This is a genomic window from Paractinoplanes tereljensis, assembly GCF_016862435.1.
Lineage (GTDB): Bacteria > Actinomycetota > Actinomycetes > Mycobacteriales > Micromonosporaceae > Actinoplanes > Actinoplanes tereljensis.
Map to the genome: position 1 here is coordinate 281,628 of NZ_BOMY01000022.1, position 20,120 is coordinate 301,747.

Here is a 20,120-nt window from a genome sequence, read left to right on the forward strand (position 1 = left end):
GCCTTACTTGATCTTTAAGTGAGGGGTTCTGCGGTTGTCCAGCAATGCGAAGCCCGGCACCGCGATCCTGCGACGGGCGGTCGCCCGCAACGGCAAGCGCCTCTGGCTCGGGACCGTGCTGGCCGGCATCTACCAGATCTCCGCGGCGCTGATCCCGGTGCTGATCGGCGTCATCATCGACCGTGCGGTGGAAACCGGCAGCGTCACCGCCCTGCTGACCTGGATCGCGGTCCTGGTCGGGCTGTTCGGAGTGCTGGCGGTGTCGTACCGGTTCAGCGCGCGGAACCTGCAGCGGGCCATCGCCGAGGAGGGGCACCGGCTCCGGGTCGAGGTCGCCGCCAAGATCCTGCATCCGCGCCTGGTGCGGACCGATCGGCCGGCCGGTGATCTGCTCACCATCTCCACCACCGACGCCGACTACACGTCGTACGTGCTCGACCACCTCCCCCGGGTGATCAGCGCCGCGCTGGCCGTGGTGGTCAGCGCGGTCACCCTGCTGGTGATCTCGGCGCCGCTCGGGGTGATCGTGCTGGTCGCGACCCCGATCATGCTGGTCACCCTGAACCTCGCGGCGCCGCTGATCGCCAACCGGATCCGGCTGCAGCAGGATCAGGCCGGCCGGACCACCGCGCTGGCCACCGACCTGGTCACCGGGCTGCGCCCGCTGCGCGGCATCGGGGCGCAGGACGCCGCGGCCGAGCGTTACCGAGTGGTGAGCCGGGAGGCGCTGGCTGCCACCCTGTCGGCGGCCCGGGCCCAGAACGCGTTCCAGGGCGCCTCGACGATGCTGAGCACGCTGCTGGCCGGCGGCATCGCGATCGCGGCGGGCTGGTTCGCGCTTACCGACCGGATCACGGTCGGGCAGTTCATCATGGTGATCGGCTCGGCCCAGTTCCTGATCGAGCCGTTCGGCACGCTCGCCATCGTGCCGCGCTGGTACGCGGCGGCGCGCGCCTCGGCCGACCGGGTCGCCTCGGTCCTGAACGCCGGGCTGATCCTGCCCGAGGGCACGGCTGACCCCGCCACCAGCGAACTCCGGCTGCGCGGTGTGAAGCATGGGCCTCTCGCCGGACTCGATCTCCATGTACGCCCGGGTGAGTTCGTCGGCGTCGTCGCCTACCGGCCCGCCGAGGCCGAGGCGCTGGTGCGGTTGCTGACCGTGCCCGACGCGTACGAGGGTGACCTGCTCCTCGGGGGCCAACGCCTGGAAGAGGTGGATCGTGCCCGCCGGCTGATGCACGTCGAACCGCACCAGACCGACCTCTTCACCGGCTCACTCGCCTCGAACGTCGACGTCCACGGCACCGGGGTCGAGTTCGCCGAGGTCATCCGGGCCGCGGCCGCCGACGAGGTGGGCCTCGACACGCCGATCGCCGAACGGGGCTCGAACCTCTCCGGTGGCCAGCGTCAGCGCGTTGCCCTGGCCCGCGCGCTGTTCGCCCGGTCCCCGCTGCTCGTCCTGCACGACCCGACCACCGCCGTGGACGCGGTGACCGAACACGCCATCGCCGGTGGCATCCGCGGGCTGCGAGAGGGCCACAGCACCATCGTGATCACCAGCAGTCCGGCGCTGCTCGCCGCGGCCGACCGGGTCGTCGTCATCGAGGACGGCACGGTCGTCGCCGAGGGCGCGCACGCCGACCTCAGCGCCCGCGACGACACCTACCGGCAGGCGATTCTGCGATGACCGACCAACTGACGGTGGCCACCCCGGGCGAGAGTCGGGCCTGGCTGCGCACCGAACTGCGGACCCGCAAGACCCAGGCGGCGCTCACCCTGACGGCCGGGGTGCTGGCCGCCGCGGCCTCGACCATCCCGGCGTACGCCCTGGGTCTGCTTGTCGATCGGATCCGGGCCGGCAGCGATGCCGGCGCGATCGTCCCGGTCGCGGTCGTCCTCGTGGCCGCCGCCGTGGTGGGCGGCATCGCCACCGCGTTCGGCGGTTACCTGACCGCCCGGCTGGGCTCGCAGATCCTGGCCGACCTGCGTGAACGCACGATAGCCCGGGCACTGCGGCTGCCCGCCCAGGTGCTCGACCGGGCCGGGCGCGGCGACCTGCTGTCCCGGGTCAGTGCGGACATCTCGGCCATCGACCGGGCCGTCTCCGAGGTGCTGCCCGGGATGATCTCGGCGCTGCTGCTGGCCGGCATCAGCCTGGCCGCGATGATCGGCATCGACTGGCGGCTCGGCCTGGCCGGTGCGGTGGCGGTCCCGCTGTACGCGATCGGGCTGCGCTGGTATCTCCCCCGGGCCGCGCCGTCCTACGCCGCCGAGCGCGTCGCCATCGCCGACCGCTCCCAGGTGTTCGTGGAGAGCATGCAGGGCACCCGCACCGTGCACGCCTACGGCCTGGAGGACCGCCACCTCGGGAGTATCGAGGGGTTGTCGGCCCGGGCCCGGGACATCTCGATGAACGTGTTCGCGCTCTACACCCGGTTCGTGTGGCGGATCAACCGGGCGGAGCTGACCGGGCTGGCCTCGGTATTGGTGGTGGGCTTCCTCCTCGTACGCCATGGGGTTGTCTCGGTGGGTGCGGTTTCCGCCGCCGCCCTGCTGTTCCACCGCCTGTTCAATCCGATCGCGCTGGTGATGGTCACGTTCGACCGGGTGCAGGACGCCGGCGCCAGCCTGGCCCGGCTGGTCGGCGTGCTGGACATGGACGTCGAGCGCCGGGACGGCGGCACCGCGCCGGCCGGCCGGGAGCTGGTGCTGCAGGACGTCAGCTTCCGCTACCAGGGCGGGCCGCCGGTGCTCAGCGAGGTCAGTCTGCGGGTGGCGCCGGGCGAGGTGGTCGCGCTCGTCGGTTCGACCGGCGCGGGCAAGACCACGGCGGCGTCGCTGGCGGCCGGCATCCTGCGGCCCGAGTCGGGGTACGCCACGGTGGGCGGGGTGGCGGTCACCGAGCTGCCGGCCGACTCGGTCGCCATCGTCAGCCAGGAGACGCACGTGTTCACCGGCCCGCTCGCCGAGGATCTGCGGCTGGCCCGGCCGGGGGCCTCGACCGGTGAGGTCAGCGCGGCGCTGGACCGGGTCGGCGCGCTGGCCTGGGCCCGGGACCTGCCGGACGGCCTCGACACGGTGGTCGGCAGCGGTGGGCATCAGCTGACCGCCGCGCAGGCCCAGCAGCTGGCGCTGGCCCGGGTGGTGCTGCTGGATCCGCCGGTGGTGGTGCTGGACGAGGCGACCGCCGAGGCGGGCAGCGCCGGGGCCCGCGACCTGGAACAGGCGGCGGCCGCGGCGCTGCGGGGGCGCACCGCGCTGGTGGTCGCCCACCGGCTCACCCAGGCCGCGTCGGCCGACCGGGTCATCGTGCTGGACCACGGCCGGGTCGTGGAGAGCGGCTCGCACCCCGAGCTGATCGCGGCGGGCGGCCGGTACGCCGGATTCTGGGCGGCCTGGTCGGCTACCGACCGCCGGTGATCAGGCGTTGGGCGAGCGCCGGGCTGAACACGCCGGCCTTGATGGTGGGCGCCACGCCGCACCGGCCGTCGGAGTTGCCGGGGTTGGCGATCCACAGTTCCAGGGCGGCCGGGTTCGCCGTCGAGCGCTTGCCCAGCTTGCGTCCGGCCGGATTGCACCACTGGCCGTTGCCGCCGTTGCCGTTGCGGCTGGTGTCGATGACGTAGGCGGCCGGCCGGTGCAGGGCGGTCTTCACCTGTTCCGCGTACCGCCGGGAGTCGGTGGTGGCGATGAAGTTGGAGACGTTGACCGCGAAGCCGTGCGCCCGGGCCACCCCGGCCGAGAGCAGCCGGTCGGCCATCGTCGCCGGATCGGTCCAGTTGGCGTGGCCGGCATCGATATAGGTCCAGGTGTTCGGGGCCTTCGCGGCGAGGGTCCGGGTGGCCGCGTTGAGCAGCCCGAGCCGGGTGCTGACCTGGGCCGGGGTCATGCAGCTGAAGTCGCCGAGCGCGTCCGGCTCGAGGATCACGATGGCCGGCCGTACGCCGATCCCGGTCGCGAACGTGGTCATCCACTGCTTGTAGGCCGCCGCGCCGGCCGCCCCGCCCGCCGATTCCGCGCCGCAGGCGTCCCGGCCGGGCAGGTTGTAGGCGACAAGCACCGGTGTCTTCCCGGCGATCTGCGCGGACCGGGTGTACTTGGTGACCGCCTTACCCAGGTCGGCGTCGCTGGTGCCGGTGAACCAGTGCGCCATCGGCTGCCGGCTGATTGCGGCGCGGATAGCGGCCGCCCGCTTGTCGGTGGGATGCGCGGCCACCCACCGGGCGGCCGGCAACTGCGGATCAACGTAGAGTCCGCTCACCGTGACGGCCTGCCGGGCCGCGCTCGGCGGGCTGGCGACCGCCATCGAGGTGGTGCCGGTCGACAACAATTGCATCGCGACGGAGGCCAGCACGACGGCCGCTGTCAGTCTTGTCCCGCTTTGCCGCACACCGGAACGACGTCGACCAGAGTTTCCCCAACTTGAGGAAAACACTCGTGATCGGGCTCACTGCGGCAACAAGATCGTAAGATCACTATTAGACACGCCGTTTCCTCAGGGGGAGGAACAGCGGCTGTCTGGAGGGCGACTTGCAGATGGCAAGTGCCGTACGGCTACTCGGCTGGGCCGCCCGCCGACTGGTCGGTAAGGCCGGCTCGATGTCGTTCGCCGGCACCATGTCGATGTTGTCGGACAACTCCCTGTTTCCACTCTTCCGTAACGGCCTCGATCCGGTGGCCAAGGTCGGCGAACTGCGCGAGCAGTCGCCGGTCAGCCGGCTGCCGGTGCCGCTGGGCATCCGGGCCTGGCTGGTCACCGGTTACGAGCCGGTGCGGGCCGTGCTGGGCAGCACCGACGGTTTCAGCAACGACTTCGGCAAGTTCGCGGCCCGGGTCGGCCTGGCGGCCGGACAGCAGCCCGGCGGTCTCGGCATGGCCGACCCGCCGATGCACACCCGGCTGCGCCGCATGATCATGCCGGAATTCACCATGCACAAGCTGGCCCGCTTGCAGCCGCGCATCGAGGCGATCGTCAATGATCGGCTGGACGCGATGGCCCGGACGGCCGGCCCGGTCGACCTCTGGCAGGAGTTCGCCCTGCCGGTGCCCGCGCTGACCATCTGCGAACTGCTCGGCGTCCCGTACGCCGACCGGGAGTTCGTCCAGCGGGTCAGCACGGCCCGGTTCGACCTCGGCGACGGCGCCTTCGCCCCGCTCGACGCGATCAACGAATCCCGGGCGTACCTGCGCGACCTGGTCGCCACCCAGCGCCGCAAGCCGGGCGACGGTCTGCTCGGCTCGCTGATCCGCGACCACGGCGACGAACTGGACGACCAGGAGTTGTCCGGGCTGGCCGACGGCGTGCTCACCGGCGGCTTGGAGACCAGCGCGAGCATGCTCGCGCTGGGCGCGCTGGTGCTGATGACCCAGCCCGGCCTGGCCGACCCGCTGCGGGCCGGCGAACCGGCCGACGCGCTGGTCGAGGAGCTGCTGCGCTATCTCACGGTGGTGCAGGTGGCCTTCCCCCGGTTCGCCATCCGCGACATGGAGATAGCCGGCGTACCGATCAAGGCCGGCGACGTGGTGATGTGCTCCCTGATCGCGGCCGACCGCGACGCCGTGCTCGGCCCCGGCATGGACGAGATCAACGCCGACCGCCGCACCGCCAAGTCCCACCTGGCCTTCGGCCACGGCCTGCACCGCTGCGTAGGCGCCGAACTGGCCCGAATGGAGCTACGCATCGCGTATCCCGCGCTGATCCGCCGTTTCCCAGCAATGCGCCCGGCAGTCGACCCGGCAACCCTGAAAATGCGCCGAGCCTCAATCGTCTTCGGCCTCGAATCCCTCCCGGTCACCCTGAGCTAGGGCCGCGTCAGTCTTCCAAGAAACCGGCCGCTCTCGCGCGGGTGAGGGGCCGGTTTCCGGAAATTGGCCGCCGGGCCGTTGGTGATCCGGAAGAGCTATCCCTTTTCCGTACGCGCTGGCTCAGTCCCGTGGCACTCGGTCCCGGCAGCTGCAGCTCACCCTCCGCGCGCCCGCTGCGGGCGGGCCCGGCCCCACGCAGGCGGCCCCCACGCAGGCGGCCCCCACGCAGGGCGGCCGCTGGCCGCGGCCAGGCCCCGGATCATTGCGCTGACCAGGCGGCCGACCGACAGCTTCCGGCGCTTTGCACTGCTCACACATACGCGCCGCCCTGCTCCCTGCTTCAAATCTTGTGAGGTTGCCGCCGGGTCTGCACGGTTACTCCACAAGGTCGAGCCGGACAGCGCGGTCCGCGCGGTTTTACCCGGTATCCGGCCCAAGATCTCGCGACGCGAACGTGGCGGCGGTTTGCGCCGCCCATTGGACCAGGGCGGCTTCGAAGGCGTGTGGGAATCCTTACTCGGCAGGGCTTCCAGCGCGGCGACCCGCCGCATCAACACCGGGTTCGAGCCCTCCCGGCCAGCTCCGGCCTCAGATCTTGAGGATCTGCCGTTCGTCCCGCACCGTTGCCCGGCAAAGTCGGAGATCTTGGAACGGTGGAGCACTGAGCGGGGGGTCAATTCGACAACTTCGCCGAGGGCTGGCTCGTCGCTGCCGGATATAAACGGCATATCGGGTGCCGCGACCACAATGTGAGAGCGTCGATCGCCCAGCGGGATCGTAAGTCCACGATGCGGGAGGACCGCTCGGCCGCCCGCCACGTCGCGTCCGACACCGCGCCGTCGAACAATGACAGCAGCGCGTATTGGTAAGCAGAGCAAAGGGGCGGGCGGGGTGGGGGTCTCGTTGCGCGAGAGACGCGGCACGTGCCGGCGTTTCGCGTTGGTCGCGCGGTGTCGGCGGTCGGGTGTGGTTGCGGTTGTGGGGTCGCCGGCCGTACCGGCAAAGGCTTTGGAATTAATTGCCGGCGCTCTCGTAGCGACGCAGGCCTCGGCGGAAGATGAGCGCGGCCACGGCTGCGCAATAGACCGCGGCCACGGGCGTCAGCAAGCCCACCCACTGCGAGGAACCGGTGTCCAGTAGGTAGGCGATCGGGAAGAAGCTGATGAAAGCGAACGGCAGGACCACGCCCAGCACCGCCTTTAGCGCTACCGGATAGATCGAGAGCGGGAAGCGGGCCAGGTCGCCTACCTGGTGCATGGCGAAGGCGAACATCGGGCTGGGGCTGTTCAGCCAGAAGCAGACCGCGTTGGTGGCCAGGTTGATCGACACCTTGATTACCACCGAGCTGAGCAGCAGGAGTACGGCCAGCGCTACCCGCCACGGGGTCCAGTCGACGGCCGAGTGGGCCAGGCCGGCGGCGATCATCAGGCCGCCGGTGACGATGTTGCTCAGGCCGTTGATGCCCAAGGCGGCGCTGCTCACCTGCAGCGCCACCGGGTAGGGGCGGACCAGGAAGTAGTCGAGTTCGCCGCGGTTGATCTGCCAGGCCAGGCTCCACATGCCGTCGAAGAACAGGGAGCCGACGCCCTCGGCCAGGGCTACCGCGCCGAACATCATCAGGACCGACCAGAACGTCCAACCGTTGAGGACCGGCACCTTCGCGAACAGGGCGGACAGGAAGACGATGTTGACCACCTGCATCAGCACCGTGGCGGCGGCCAGGATCAGGAAGTCGGTCTCGTACTCCATCATCGAGCGGAAATGGGCGCCCAGCAGCCGCAGATAAAGACGCATGTCAGCCTCCGTTCACGGTCAGCCGGCGCAGCGCGGCCCGCCAGACCAGCCGGGCGCCGAACCACAGCACCAGCACCCAGCCGAGCTGGACCGCGACCAGCTGCAGGGCCTCCCGGCCGTCGACCTGGCCCAGGAAGATCAGCGCGGGGGTGGAGGTGAGGCCGGCGAACGGCGACCACTGCGCCACCGTGGCCAGCCAACCGGGCAGGAACACCAGCGGGATGAGGGCGCCGGAGAACAGGTTCACCACGGCCAGCCGCGCCCACTGCACGCCCATGAAGTTCTGCGTCCAGAAACAGGCCAGGGTGCTGACATAGACAATCAAGAATTTCAGCGGTACGAGGATCAGCATGCTCGCCGCGAACAGGGCCAACCCCGGTCCGGGCGGCAGGTCCACTCCCCCGGTGACGGCCAGCGTCACACCGACCACCAGCGAGATCAGGGCCAGCTCGATCCAGAGCCCGCCGAGCGACTCGGCCAGCCTGGCCTTCTGGTAGTCGACCGGCTTGACCAGGTCGAGGGCGACGTCGCCGTCGAGGATGCGGAAGGCCATCCGGAAGTCGCCGAGGATCGACACCACGGTGCCGGCCGCGAACGCCACCAGCAGGTAGGCCCGCATCTGTGGCCAGGTGAAGCCGTTCATCGGCGACTGCTCGAGGATGACGTGCCACACCGCCAGCAGCGCGACCAGCTGGACCAGGACCGCGACCATGCCGAGCAGCAGGCTGAACCGGTAGGCGAGCGCCGCCCGCGCGGTCGCCCGGGCCAGGGCCCGGTAGCCCCTCATCGGGGCAGCACCAGGTCACCCGAGTACACCCGGCGGATGACGTCCTCGATGCTCGGCTCGTCGACCCGGAAGTCGACAAGCTCGGTCAGCGTGGCCAGCACGGTGACCACCTGCCCGGCGGTCATCACGAAACGGTCGAAGCGTACGGCGTACCGCAGCGGGGTCTCTTCGATGTTGATCTCCGCGCCGGGCAGTGCGGCCCGCACGGCTTCCAGCGGCAAAGGCCGAGCGGTCTCGACGTGCAGGATGCGCTCGCGGGCGAAGGTGTCCTTCACCCCCTCCAGGTCGCCGTCGAAGATGATCCGGCCCTGGTCGATGATCACCAACCGGCGGCAGAAACCCTCGATGTCGGCCAGGTCGTGGCTGGTCAACATGACCGTGGTGCCCTCGTCCCGGAGGCTGCGGAAGAACTCCCGGACCCGGTCCTTGACCGCCAGGTCGAGCCCGATGGTCGGCTCGTCGAGGTAGACCACCTGCGGGCCGTGCACCAGCGCGGCGGCCAGGTCGGCGCGCATCCGCTGACCGAGCGACAGCTTGCGGCCGATCACCGGCAGGATCTCGCCGAGCTCGAGGACCTCGTCGAAGCGGGCCAGTCGCTTGCGGTAGGTGGCGTGGTCGACGCCGTAGATGTCGCGCAGCACGGCGAGGGACTCCGACACCGGAAGGTCCCACCAGAGCTGGGTGCGCTGCCCGAAGAGCACACCGATCTGGTACGCCACCGTGTTCCGGTCGCGCTGCGGGTGCAGGCCGTTGATGCGCACCTCGCCGGACGTCGGCACCAGGATGCCGCTGAGCAGCTTGACCGTTGTCGACTTGCCGGCGCCGTTCGGACCGACGTACGCCACCGCCTCGCCCGCCTCGATGGACAGGTCGACGTGGTCGACCGCGACCTTGTCGGAGTAGCGCCGGGCGAACAGGTGCTTGACCGCACCGCCCAGCCCGGACCCCTTGTCGGGCCGGCGGAAGACCTTGGTGAGACCACGCGCCTCGACGATCGGCATGCGAAAGCAACCCCCGTATGGATGCCGGCATTGACCGCCATCACCCTACGGAGCCGGTTCCGCACCGCAATCGAATTCTCTGAGGATTCGGTCAGCTCTCGGCCCCGAAAGCCGATGGTCGGGCGTGCCAAAAGCGCTCACCTCCCGGGGCATCAGTGCGTTGACCGTGCTCGGAGCCGTCCTGTTCGTGTTCACCGTGGGCTGGTTCCTGATCGGGCTGGTGCACGTCTGGGCGCATCCCGCCCTGGGCTGGGCCGCCCTGCCGATCATGGCGGTGCTGGCCGGGCAGGCCTGCCTGCGGGTCTCCCGGCGGGCCGACCTCAGCGCCACCGGCCGCTCCTTCTGGCTGCGGATCGGGCTGGCCAGCCTGGTGCTGGCGGCCGGTGTGATCAGCAACGCGATCGACGCCACCGGCGGCCCGGGCGCACCCTCGCGGTACGTCAGCCCGCTCACCTCGGCGCTGCTGCTGGGGCTGCTGTTCTTCGCGTTCGGTGCGATGCTGCGGCTCACCTCGTGGCAGCGGACCGGCCCGGAGTGGATCCGGTTCGGCCTGGACGCGACCATCGTGCTGGTCACCGTCGGCGTGCTGGTCTGGCACTACTCGGTACGCCACATGTGGCTCACCAACATCGGGGCACTGCTACCGGTGGTCGGCGTCATCACGCTGGTGCTCATCGCGGCCCTGGCCATGGTCAAGATGACGTTCGCCGGCTCCGGGCACCTCGACCGCCGCGCCCTGGCCATCATCACCGCCGGGGTGGCGCTGGCCGCGGCCGGCGGCGCCCTGGCCCCGTACCTGCGGGGCACCCCGCAGCTGTCCGGAACCATGCTCGCCGCCGCCGCGGTCTCGCTGGCCCTGCAGCTCGCGGCCGAGCGTCAGCTCCGGGCACCGGTCACCGCGCCGATCCACTCTTCGGCGCGCCGCTTCACCCTGCTCCCCTACTTCGCGCTCGCCGCGGCCGACCTCACCCTGATCGCCGCCACCGCCCAAACCGGCCGAGAACTCCTGTTGCTGGTGCTGTGCGCGGTGGTCCTCAGCGTGCTGGTGGCGGTCCGGCAGGTGTCGGCGCTGCGGGAGAACAACCGGCTGCTCGACACGGTCGACGGCAACATGCGGCAGATGCGCGAATACCAGGAGCAGCTCGACCACGAGGTGACCCACGACCCGCTGACCGGCATGCCGAACCGGACGATGTTCACCGCCGCGCTGGCCGCCTCCCTGGCCGCCGGCGAGCCGTTCCATATGGCGCTGCTCGACATCGACGACTTCAAGGTGATCAACGACCGGCTCGGCCACAACACCGGCGACCAGATGCTCCGGACGATCGGCGACCGGCTGGCCGCCACGATCGGCCCCGGCGACGTCGCGGCCCGGCTCGGCGGCGACGAGTTCACCGTGCTGCTGGCCGCCCGCACCGACGCCGAGGCGGCGGCCGTGCTGGACCGTCTGCTCGACGCCGTCCGGCAGCCGCTGATCGTCGGCCGCCACGAGATGACGCCGAAGATCAGCATGGGCGCGACCGGCCACGAGCCGGGCGACACCCCCGAGGAGCTGATGCGCCGGGCCGACGTGGCGATGTACGCGGCCAAGAGCGTCGGCGGCGACCGCTGGACCTGGTTCGACCCGATCATGGACCAGCTCGCCGCCGAGGACGCCGTGCTCGGCGCCGACCTGATGCGGGCCATCGGCCGCGACGAGCTGTTCATGCTCTACCAGCCGATCGTCGAACTGCCGCACGGCAAGTTCGCCGGGGTGGAGGCGCTGGTCCGCTGGCGGCACCCGGAACACGGGCTGATCTCGCCGGCCGTCTTCATCCCGCTCGCCGAGCGCAGCGGCTACATCCTCGAGCTGGGCCGGTGGGTCCTCGAACAGGTGGTCCGGCAGGCCGCGGACTGGCAGCGAGAGTACGGCGACCGCGCCCCGGAGAAGGTCAGCGTCAACATCTCGGCCCGCCAGCTGCAGGAACCGGGCTTCGCCGCCGAGATGGCCGCACTGCTGGCCCGCGAGGGCGTGGACGTCCGCGGCCTGGTCGCCGAGGTGACCGAGACCGCGGTGCTCGGCACCGGCACCGCGCTGGACGCGGTGAAGGCCCTCAACGCGCTGGGCCTGCGGGTGGCGCTGGACGACTTCGGCACCGGCCAGTCCTCCCTGAGCCTGCTGGTCAACTGCCCGGTCCAGATCCTCAAGGTCGACAAGTCCTTCGTCGACGGCGTAACCACCGACAGCCCGCAGGCGGTGATCGTGGACAGCCTGATCACCATCACCCAGGGCCTGCGCATCGAAGCGGTAGCCGAGGGCGTGGAGACCGCCGAACAGGCCGAACGCCTGCACCGCGTCGGTTACCGCCTGGCCCAGGGCTTCCACTTCGCCCGCCCGCTACCGGCCGAAGACGTGGTCCTGCTCTTCGATCAGGACGGGGCCGGGGACGGGCAGTCTGGGCAGCGGGAAAAGACGACCTCGTTGTTCAGGTCTGGGTCGTCGATGTAGAAGACCAGGACCACCGCTGGGTCTCGGGTCTGGGCCTCCAGTTTGTTGATGCTTGCTCGGACCTCTCGGCCGGCGATCATCAGGAAGTTCAGGCGTACGTAGTCGTTCGGGCCGTTCGGGTCGGCCAGGGATGGGCCCAGCTGCCACTCGCCCAGGCCGGCCGCCCGGTCGGTCTTCTGGTCGAAACCGGCCGGCAGGTCGTCGGGGAACGGCAGGAACATGAAGCCCAGGTCGTCGCCCGCGAAGCGGCCGGCGGCGGTGAAGGTCAGCACGCCGCCGCGCCGGTTGTCCTTCCACGCGCCGACCAGGTCGGCCGGCTTCAGGTCGGGCGGCGGCGACTGCCGCGGTGGTGCGCTGACCGGCGTGCAGCCGGTCAGCGCCACCGCGAGAAGTACCGCGAGGAACGGTTTACGCATCAGGGACAGAGACCGTTCGGCAGGTTGATCGGGATCGGGCCGATGATCGGCACCGGCAGGCACCAGTTCTCCATCGTGCCGGGCGGCGCGAACGGGTCCGGGTTGCCATCCTTCGGGAAGGGTACCGGGATCGGCAGCCCGGGAATCCGGCGCATCGCGATCGGCAGCTGCGGTGCGTCGCCGCCCGGGAAGGTCTCCCGCCAGCGCACCGACTGGCGCAGGTAGTGCTCCCAGGACCTCGCGTCGTGGCCGTCGCCGGAGGGACTGTCCTTTCCGTAGTCGCCGGCCTTCTGCGGGTCGGGCATGGCCGAGCCGATCGTGCTGGCGTTGGTCAGGTGGAACTCCACCACCGGGCTTTCCTCGCCGTCGTAGCCGAGCAGTTGCCAGTTCAGGTCGTACGAGCCGACGAACGCCTGCACCAGCGGCATGCCGAAGGTGCCCCCGCTCTTGATGCTCACCGCGTTGCGGCGGGCCGCGTCCTTGCGCTGGTCGGGCGACTGGGTGGCGTAGTGGTAGTTCTCCGAGCCGTGCACGAAGTGGAACATGAACCCGATGTTGGCCAGCGGCAGCTGGCTGGCGACGTTCGACACCGCGGTGTGGAAGGAGTCGAGCGTCCGGATCTCGTTGGTGAACGGGTCACCGTCGCGGAAGTACATGTTGTGCCGGCCGGCGACCGGGCCGCCTTTGCACCAGAACTCCCACGGCTTGCAGCTGGACAGGGCCACCGCCGCCCACACCCCGAACAGATCGCCCGAGGTGTGCTTGTTGGCGCCGGGCTCGTGGCAGTACTCGGGGGTGTCGTCGCTGCAGGTCGGCGGCGTGACCCGGGGCCGGATGGTCGGGCCGGGCGGGATGATCGGGATCGCGCCGGACGGGTCGACCGCCACCGTCGGCTGGCCGGCCACATAGGAGTACGGGTTTTGCGTCGGCGTCTGCGCGCCGGCCGAGGCCGGGTCGACCCCGCCGAACCGGGCGGTCGCCGGGTCGTAGATCCGGGCCGGGAAGGCGTACTGCCCGCCCAGCGTCGTGTCCTGGTAGGCGCCGGTGAACCGGACCGGGTTCTCCACGGTGGCGGTGGTGCCGGCCGCGGTGCCGTCGCTGCGCGGGTTGCCGTACGGGTCGTAGTCGTACGCGGCCAGCACGCCACCGTCCGGGCCGACCACGTCGGCCACCCCGCCCAGCCAGTCCGGCAGGTACGGGTCGGTCTGCTTGCCGGTGAGCAGCGCCAGCGCGGTGCCCTTGACCCCGTCCAGGAAGCCACGGCGGCTGGTCGCCGTGGCCGTGCTGGTGGTCTCGAGGGCGAGTTGCGCCTGCGGGGCGTTGACGTCGAACGACCAGGCCGTGCTGCGCGGCCCGGAGGCCAGGTTGGTGGTCGCGGACAGCCGCAGGTGCTGGGCGTCGTACGCGTAACTGGTGCGCACCCCGCCGACGGTGGCCGAGGCGAGCGTGCGGTCGATGTTGTAGGCGAACGTGTCGTTGCCCGCCCGCACCTGGTTGCCCTGCGCGTCGTAGGAGTATCCGGTGGTGCCGCCGCCGACCACCGATGCCTCGGTCAGCTGGTCCGCGTCGTCGTAGCGGTACTTGGTGACCGAGCCGCCGGCCGTGCCGGTCAGCGTCTGCGAGACCCGGTTCCCGACCTGGTCGTAGCGGTAGGACCAGCTGCCGGTCGGGCCGGTCGCGGAGGCCAGCCGATCCGACTTGTCATAGGTGTAGTCGACGGTCTGGGCCGCGGCTCGGGTAGTGGTGATCGCGGTCGGGTTGCCGGACCCGTCGCGAGTCAGCTGGTAACGGGCCACCGTCCCGGCGTCGCCGTGGCTGTGCACGTCGACCAGCCGTCCGGCCGTGTCATAACCACGGTCGGTGACCAGCCCGCCGCCGGGATAGGTGGTCCGGGACAGGTTGCCGGCCGCGTCGTAGTCGAAGCCGTAGGCGGCCTGCTGGCTGCCCGCCACCCCGCCCTGCACGGTGAGCCCGGTCAGCTCGTTCGAGGCGTCGAAGCTGGAGCCGACCTTGGTGCCGTCCGGCCAGGTCCGGGTGGTGACGTTGCCGTTCAGGTCGTACCCGTACGAGTAGGTCTGGCCGCCCCGGGTGACCGAGGTGAGCAGGCCGGCCTCGTCGTAGTTCTGCAGGCGCAGCCCGGCCTGGTCGGCCATGCTGGTCGTCTGGTTGCGGGCGTCGTAGCCCCAGGCGTACATCAGGGTGCCACCGACGTCCTGCCCGACCCGGCGGCCGAGGATGTCGTAGGTGGTGCTGATCGTGCGCGCGGTGACGTCGGCCGAACCCGGAACCACCGAGGCGATCGCGTGCCCCTCGGCGTCGTACCGGTAGGTGCCCTGCCGCCCGAGAGGATCAATCGAAGAGATCAAACGACCCAGCACATCGTACGCATACCGGTTGACGTGCCCATTCGGATCGACCCGGGCCGTGGAGCGCCCGTTCCGGTCGTACGCGTAACCGGTGACCCCGCCGTCCGGGCCGGTCACCTTCAGCAGCCGGTCGCCGTCGTCGTAGCCGTACTTGGCGGTGTGCGCGTTCGCGTCGGTCACCGTGACCGTGCGGTTGTTGGCGTCATAGGCGGTGCGCACCGCGTTGCCCAGCGGGTCGGTGACCGAGACCTGGTTGCGGGCCACGTCGTAGGCGTATCGCGTGGTGTAAGCGGCCGGGTCGGCGCCCGGCTCGTTGCCCCGCGCGTCCACCGAGGTGACCAGGTTGCCGTCGTCGTCGTAGGTGAACGTGGTCGACCCGCCGGCCGCCGCGGTGCTCTTGATCAGGTGCCCGGCCAGGTCGTACTCCTGCACGGACGTGCCGCCGGCCGGGCTGTGCGTCGCGGTCGGCCGGTCCAGGGCGTCGTAGTCGGTGGTCAGCGTGCGCCCGGTGGCGTCCACGGTGGCCGACACGTTGCCGTTGTTGTCATACCGCGTGCGGGTGGTCGCGCCGAACGGGTCGATCCGCGCGATCAGCCGGTTCAACTCGTCGAATCGCGAGTCGATGCTGACGAAACCCCCGCCGGGGTACGGGTGCGACGTACGGATCAGGTTGTTGTTGAAGTCGTACGTGTACGTCGTGGTGAAGTCGGCCGGGTTGGCGCCCTTGACGTTGCCGCGCGGCGACACGGTCGACGCCAGGTTGCCGCGAACGTCATAGGCATAGGTGGTGCGCCCGCCGGCCGCATCGGTCGACGACTTCTGCCGGCCCGCCGCCGTATAGGTGTAGCTGCTGGTGTTGCCCTCCGGGTCGGTGGTCGACTGCAGTTGGCTGAGCACCTTGCCGTACCTGTTGGAGGTTTCGTTGCCCAGCGGGTCGATGGTCTTGACCAGCTGCCCGACGGTGTCGTAGACCGACTCGGCCGGGTCCGCCTTGCCCGGCGCGAACGTCTTGCGCAGCCGGTCCAGGTCGTCGTAGACCCAGCGGGTGGTGAAGTCGGCCGGCTTGGCGCCGGTCAGGCTGCCGCGCGGGTCGGTCGTGCTGGTCGGCCGGCCGACCAGGTCGTACGCGTAAAGGGTCTTCTCGCCGAGCGGCGAGGTGCGGGTCAGCAGGTTGCCGAAGGCGTCGTAGGTCATCCGGGTGACCTTGTGCAGCGGGTCCTCCGACGCGGTGATCAGGCCGCGGTCGTCGACGCTCAGCACGGTCTGCCCGCCCAGCGCGTCGGTGATGGTCTGCAGCTGGTCGAACGCGTCGTAGCCGTAGGACACCGTGTGACCGAGCGCGTCGGTGTGCTCGGTCAGGTTGTTGCGGGTGTCGTAGGTGTTGGCGATGGTGAACCCGAACGGCTCCGGCGCGGTGCTGGTGGTGAGGTTGCCGCTGCCGTCGAAGGTGCTGCTCAGCTGGTTGCCCTGGGGGTCGACGCTGAGGTTGGGGTCGAGGCTTTCGTCGTACCGCTGATTGATGGTGTCGCCGTTGCCGTTCTGCGAGAAGACCAGCACGTTGCCGCGGTAGGTGTCGAAGTACCGCACCCCGTCCGGATCGGTGGTGATGGCCTGCTGCTTACCGGCGTCCCAGACCGTCTTGGTCACCGCGCCCAGCGCGTCGGCCTGCTGGGAGATGCGGCCGCCGGCGTACGTGTTGGTCACCTGGACCCGCTTCTCCGGGTCGGTCATCGTGGTGAGCAGCCCGGCGGTGTAGCCGAACTTCCAGGTGTTGCCCTCGGCGTCGGTGACCTCGGTCAGCCGGGCCGACTTGTATTTGTACTGCGTCTTGCGGCCGTCCGGCAGGGCGATCTTGCTGATCAGCCCGTCGGTGCCGAGGCTGACGGTGACCTTGCGGCCGGCCGCGTCGGTGACCGTCCACTGTGTCGCGGTGTACGCGATGGTCAGGCCGAGCCCGCGCGAGTTGCGCACGCTCGTCAGCCGCCCGGACGTGTCGAACGCGTAGGTGACCTGGTCGGGCGTGACAAGTTGCCAGCCGCCGTCGACCGCCTTGAGGGTGGAGCGGACCCCGGGCGGCCGGACGTAGGAGCCGTCGTCGGCGCGGGCGAACGTCACCTGGGCGCCGTCCTCGGCCCGCACGGTCACCGCGGTGACCCCCTCGGCCGGCGGCACCACCCGCAGGTCGAGCGTCCACGACCAGCCGACGCCCATCGAGCCGGCGGTGGCGTTGACCGAGGAGTAGGTGCGGCGTGCCTGGAACGGCAGGCCGAACCCGGCCATCGCCAGGTCGGACGCGGAGAGCGTGAAAGCCCCGGTGCCGGTGTTGATGCCGGTCCCCCGGATCAGCTGGCCGCCGGTGCTGGGCGCGAGCGCATTACCGCACGAGCAGCCGGCAGCCTGGGCAGCCGGCAACGCGGGTGGCGTCTTGGTGGTGCGTGCCTTGGCCGTCGGCGACGCGGCCGAGACCGCCTGGGTGCCGTCGGCCAGGGTGGCGGTGATCGTCACGAAGTAGCCATGGTCGGCGGTCAGCGCCCAGCCGTCGGTCACCCCGAAGCTGCGGCAGAACTCGCGCGGGGTGGCACAGACGACAGCGTCGGCCGGTGTCAGCGGCCGGGACTCCTGCGCGGTGCCGCCCTCCGGGTCGTAGACCGTGGCGATCCAGGAGGCCCAGCTCTCGACGCCCGGATCGGGCACGTCGAAATACACCACGAGTGAGGTGTCGTCGAGCTCGAAGCCGGGGCGCAGCAGCACATCGGTGGCGGCGCCCGGGTCGGCCGCCAGTTTTTGCACGAGCTTCTTCTCAAATGCCTTACCGGCCGCCGGAATGCCCGGCGGCACGGCCGGCGGCAGCTCGTGCCGGGCCACCGCGTTCGCCGGCAGCGGCCGGTCGACCGGCCCGCGCCCGGGCGGCGCGACCGGCACTTTCGGTTTGTCAAGCGCCCGCGCATAGGCGGGCCCGGAAACCCCGAAGGGCAGGCAGAGTACGGCGCTGAGAGCCAGAGCCACGCCGAGGCGCGTTCTCCGGGCGCGCGTCATCGCCAGAAGTGACATGCGATCCCCCGTGTGATCTAAGTGATGAACTTAAATACGGGAAATCACGATGCCACCCGGGTGCATGATCCGGTGACCCGCCAAAAGTCATGCCATTTCAGATCCATTGGCGCATGGTGCGAACGCTCAGGCCACCGGGGTGTGCGACATCGCGGCCAGCCGGTCGCCGACCTCGCCGGCCGGCAGCGGACGGCCGAACAGGTAGCCCTGGCCGTACTGGTAGCCGAGGCTGTGGATCATCTCCCGCTGCTCGTCGGTCTCGATGCCCTCGGCGACCGAGGAGAACTCCAGCGCCGTCGCCATCTGGCTGACCGCGGTGGCGACCGCCCGCGGCCGGCCGGCCGTGGTGATCGACTCGACGAACGAGCGGTCCAGTTTCAGGGTGGTCACCGGGACGGTCAGCAGCAGCCCGAGCGAGGACGCCGCGGTGCCGAAGTCGTCCAGGGCCAGCCGGATACCGAGGCCACGCAGCCGCAGCATCGCCTCGGCCGACTCCTCGTCGTCGAGCACCGCGGTCTCGGTCACCTCGATGCTCAGGTTGCTCGCGGGCAGACCGGCGTCGGACAGCGCGGCGGCCACCTCGTCGACGAAACCGCTGGTGCGCAGCTGCCGGCCGGCCACGTTGACGTTGACCGTGAGGTGGTCGGCGGCCGGGTATTCCGCCCGCCAGCAGGCGGCCTGCCGGGTCGCCTCGCGCAGCGCCCAGGCGCCGATCGACACGATGTGCCCGGACCGCTCGGCCAGCGGGATGAAGTCGTCCGGCGAGACCAGGCCGCGGGTCGGGTGGTTCCACCGGATCAGTGCCTCGACCCCGGTCATCCGCAGGTCGTCGAGGCGCACGATCGGCTGGTAGAGCAGCATGAACTCATCGGCGTCGACCGCCGTGCCCAGCTCCCGCACCAGCTCGGCCTCGTCGGCGATCCGGGCGCCCATCTCGTCGCTGTAGTGCACGCAGGTGTTCTTGCCGCGCCGCTTCGCCTCGTACATCGCGATGTCGGCGTGGCTGATCAGCGTCGACGACTCGTCGCCGGGGCGGGCGCAGGCGACGCCGACGCTGGCCCGGGTGGCGATGATCCGCCCCTCCAGGGTCATCGGCTCGCCCAGCCGGCGCAGGATGTCCGCGGCGATCCGCTCCGCGCCGGCCGCTCCGCCGTTCGGCAGCAGCACGGTGAACTCGTCGCCGCCGAGCCGGGCCACCAGATCGTGGTCGCGCACCGCCGCGCGCAGCCGCTCGGACACCTCGACCAGCAGCGCGTCGCCGGCCGCGTGGCCCATGGTGTCGTTGACCGACTTGAAGTCGTCCAGGTCGATCAGCAGCACGGCGGGCGAACCGATCAGTGCAAAGCCGAGCTCCTCGGTGAAACGGGAGCGGTTGGCCAGCCCGGTGAGCCCGTCGGTGGAGGCCTGCTCGCGCAGCATCGTCTCCTGGTCGGTGAGCCGGTCGACCGCGACGTCGAGCCGCCGGACCAGCATCACGTTGTCCTGGAAGGCAATCAGCTGCCGCCCGCAGACCAGGCCGGTGATCACCACCGCGCCCAGGGTCGCACCCCACAGCCGCGCCGAGGTGTGCTCCGGCAAAACCAACAGAAAAACGACGAAGGTCAACCCGATCATGCCGTACGGCAGGAGGCTGTACGGCCTGCGTCGCGCCGTTCCCGCCGGTCCCTCGGTCCGGGCCAGCGTCTCCTGGATCCGTGGGCCGACCGCGATCAGCAGCGACGGCAGCAGCAGCACCATGAAGACGTAGTAGTGGTTCTGCAGCTGGAACGGCCCCGGAAGGAACGCCGCGATGCCCTGCACGACCGGCGCCGCGACCATCGGCCAGGCCGCGAACCGGGCCATCGGCGGCCGCGGCACCAACGCCACCTTGGTGGCCGAGAAGGCACCCACCACGACCAGCGCGGCGGTGATGGTGGCGGTGACCCGGTCTTGCTGCTCGACCGCCCCGTTGACCGCGAAACACCAGGCCGTCACGCCGCCCGCGACCAGCACAGTCGTGGCGTCCAGCCAGAACACCAGCTTCTCCCGGCCGGTCTTCAGGCCCTGCGGGAAGAGCAGGCAGGCCAGGACGTTGCTGAACATCCCGACGATGAAGAACGCCGACTGCACGGTTCCGCCGTCGGTCGACGCCCCACCCGGATCGAACAGCACGTTCAGGGTCTGGAAGCTGTCGCCGACGCTGAACGAGCAGCCGGCGAACGCGATCGCCGACCAGAACCGCCGGTACTGCGGGGCGAGCAGCCGCAGCCGCCACGCCCCGTAGGCGAGGGCCAGGTCCATCGGCACCTGGACCGCCCAGAGCACCTGGATCTGCCGTACCCGGTCGCCCTCGAACACCCCGAACAGTACGAAACTGAGCAGCGTCACGGCGAACAGCGCCAGCAGCACCGGATCTCGCCGCAACGCTCTCAT

The 20,120-nt window shown here is 70.6% G+C and carries 11 protein-coding genes; 4 read left to right on the forward strand and 7 right to left on the reverse strand.

Going from position 1 to position 20,120, the window contains the following annotated elements:
• The first annotated feature begins 34 nt into the window (after positions 1–34).
• On the forward strand, positions 35–1,687 hold the full coding sequence (locus Ate02nite_RS16545) for an ABC transporter ATP-binding protein (RefSeq protein WP_239147456.1): 1,653 nt from the start codon (positions 35–37) through the stop codon (positions 1,685–1,687).
• Entirely contained in the window at positions 1,684–3,420 is a 1,737-nt protein-coding gene (locus Ate02nite_RS16550) for an ABC transporter ATP-binding protein (RefSeq protein WP_203806317.1), read from the forward strand. The genes Ate02nite_RS16545 and Ate02nite_RS16550 overlap by 4 nt, the downstream gene beginning before the upstream one ends.
• On the opposite strand, the gene Ate02nite_RS16555 is transcribed toward Ate02nite_RS16550, so the two are convergent.
• Entirely contained in the window at positions 3,404–4,354 is a 951-nt protein-coding gene (locus Ate02nite_RS16555; RefSeq protein WP_239147457.1) for a glycoside hydrolase family 6 protein, read from the reverse strand. The genes Ate02nite_RS16550 and Ate02nite_RS16555 overlap by 17 nt on opposite strands.
• A 182-nt stretch (positions 4,355–4,536) precedes the next feature.
• On the opposite strand from Ate02nite_RS16555, the gene Ate02nite_RS16560 reads away from it, so the two are divergent.
• Entirely contained in the window at positions 4,537–5,805 is a 1,269-nt protein-coding gene (locus tag Ate02nite_RS16560) for a cytochrome P450 (protein WP_203806842.1), read from the forward strand.
• A gap of 1,014 nt (positions 5,806–6,819) precedes the next feature.
• On the opposite strand, the gene Ate02nite_RS16565 is transcribed toward Ate02nite_RS16560, so the two are convergent.
• The 3 genes from Ate02nite_RS16565 to Ate02nite_RS16575 are packed head-to-tail and all read right to left on the reverse strand — an operon-like array spanning position 6,820 to position 9,387.
• Positions 6,820–7,599 carry an ABC transporter permease gene (locus tag Ate02nite_RS16565; protein WP_203806319.1) on the reverse strand — a complete coding sequence of 260 codons (780 nt, stop codon included), beginning with the start codon at positions 7,597–7,599 and terminating at the stop codon, positions 6,820–6,822.
• Position 7,600: 1 nt separating this feature from the next.
• Complete coding sequence (locus Ate02nite_RS16570; RefSeq protein ID WP_203806321.1) at positions 7,601–8,386, reverse strand: ABC transporter permease; 786 nt, start codon at positions 8,384–8,386, stop codon at positions 7,601–7,603.
• Positions 8,383–9,387: an ABC transporter ATP-binding protein gene (locus tag Ate02nite_RS16575; protein WP_203806323.1), complete on the reverse strand. Its 1,005-nt coding sequence runs from the start codon at positions 9,385–9,387 to the stop codon at positions 8,383–8,385. The genes Ate02nite_RS16570 and Ate02nite_RS16575 overlap by 4 nt, the downstream gene beginning before the upstream one ends.
• A gap of 124 nt (positions 9,388–9,511) precedes the next feature.
• Between Ate02nite_RS16575 and Ate02nite_RS16580 the strand changes: the two genes are divergently transcribed.
• A complete protein-coding gene (locus tag Ate02nite_RS16580; protein WP_203806325.1) occupies positions 9,512–11,875 on the forward strand; it encodes a putative bifunctional diguanylate cyclase/phosphodiesterase in 2,364 nt (787 codons plus the stop codon).
• Here Ate02nite_RS16580 and Ate02nite_RS16585 read toward each other — a convergent pair.
• From Ate02nite_RS16585 to Ate02nite_RS16595, 3 genes are all read right to left on the reverse strand, one after another.
• Positions 11,797–12,291 (reverse strand): lipoprotein, encoded by a 495-nt coding sequence (locus Ate02nite_RS16585; RefSeq protein WP_203806327.1) that lies wholly within the window; start codon positions 12,289–12,291, stop codon positions 11,797–11,799. The genes Ate02nite_RS16580 and Ate02nite_RS16585 overlap by 79 nt on opposite strands.
• On the reverse strand, positions 12,291–17,579 hold the full coding sequence (locus Ate02nite_RS16590; RefSeq protein WP_203806329.1) for a DUF6531 domain-containing protein: 5,289 nt from the start codon (positions 17,577–17,579) through the stop codon (positions 12,291–12,293). The genes Ate02nite_RS16585 and Ate02nite_RS16590 overlap by 1 nt, the downstream gene beginning before the upstream one ends.
• A gap of 255 nt (positions 17,580–17,834) precedes the next feature.
• Positions 17,835–20,120, reverse strand: coding sequence for a putative bifunctional diguanylate cyclase/phosphodiesterase (locus tag Ate02nite_RS16595; protein WP_203806331.1), 2,286 nt, complete (start codon positions 20,118–20,120; stop codon positions 17,835–17,837).

Excerpts from the sequence above, each read along its gene's own strand:
- Ate02nite_RS16550 (WP_203806317.1), top strand. The coding sequence starts at position 1,684 with ATGACCGACCAACTGACGGTGGCCACCCCGGGCGAGAGTCGGGCCTGG.
- Ate02nite_RS16560 (WP_203806842.1), top strand. The coding sequence starts at position 4,537 with ATGGCAAGTGCCGTACGGCTACTCGGCTGGGCCGCCCGCCGACTGGTC.
- Ate02nite_RS16565 (WP_203806319.1), bottom strand. The coding sequence starts at position 7,599 with ATGCGTCTTTATCTGCGGCTGCTGGGCGCCCATTTCCGCTCGATGATG.
- Ate02nite_RS16570 (WP_203806321.1), bottom strand. The coding sequence starts at position 8,386 with ATGAGGGGCTACCGGGCCCTGGCCCGGGCGACCGCGCGGGCGGCGCTC.
- Ate02nite_RS16575 (WP_203806323.1), bottom strand. The coding sequence starts at position 9,387 with ATGCCGATCGTCGAGGCGCGTGGTCTCACCAAGGTCTTCCGCCGGCCC.
- Ate02nite_RS16585 (WP_203806327.1), bottom strand. The coding sequence starts at position 12,291 with ATGCGTAAACCGTTCCTCGCGGTACTTCTCGCGGTGGCGCTGACCGGC.
- Ate02nite_RS16595 (WP_203806331.1), bottom strand. The coding sequence starts at position 20,120 with ATGAGAGCGTTGCGGCGAGATCCGGTGCTGCTGGCGCTGTTCGCCGTG.